The organism is Haloferula chungangensis (genome assembly GCF_042664875.1).
GTDB lineage: Bacteria > Verrucomicrobiota > Verrucomicrobiia > Verrucomicrobiales > Akkermansiaceae > Haloferula > Haloferula chungangensis.
On the sequence record NZ_JBHTBS010000093.1, the window covers coordinates 1 to 571 of the forward strand.

At 40.6% G+C, this 571-nt stretch carries 1 protein-coding gene; it reads right to left on the minus strand.

The genetic code is table 11. The annotated features are described in order from the left end of the window. Positions 1-88: 88 nt before the first annotated feature. On the minus strand, positions 89-571 hold a 483-nt coding region (locus ACFQY0_RS21350; RefSeq protein WP_465262164.1), incomplete at its 5' end, for an ABC transporter ATP-binding protein.

Here is a 571-nt window from a genome sequence, read left to right on the forward strand (position 1 = left end):
TCCAGGCATTAGTGACGCTAAGAAGAAGATGAGTAAACTCAGGATGACTAATTGTGGAAATGATACGAGTAATCTTCGAATTGTAAACTTAAGCATTTACGTGTTCTCCTCCTTTAGGCGGTAATGCAACCTTATGGTTTTCACTGATACTAACTAATGGGAACGGCTTCCCATCTTCATCTAAATACTCATGGAAGTGTTTTTCATATTCTATTCTCACTTCTTCACGTCTTTGTAGGTTTCTTTCAATGTTGTCCACGTTAGTATCCGGAATCGCTGCAATTAAACGTTTCGTATAAATATGTTGAGGATTGTTAAATATTACTTCTGCTGGACCTTCCTCGACAAGTCGACCATGATACATAATTCCAATCCACTCGCACATGTGTCTAACTACTCCTAGGTCATGGGCAATAAATAACATTGTGAGCCCCATGTCCTGCTGAATTTCTTGCATAAAATTTAACACCTGAGCCTGAACAGATACATCTAGTGCCGAAACAGGTTCGTCGGCAGTGATGAGTTCAGGATTCAGAGCAATCGCTCGAGCAACACCAATACGCTGTCTCTG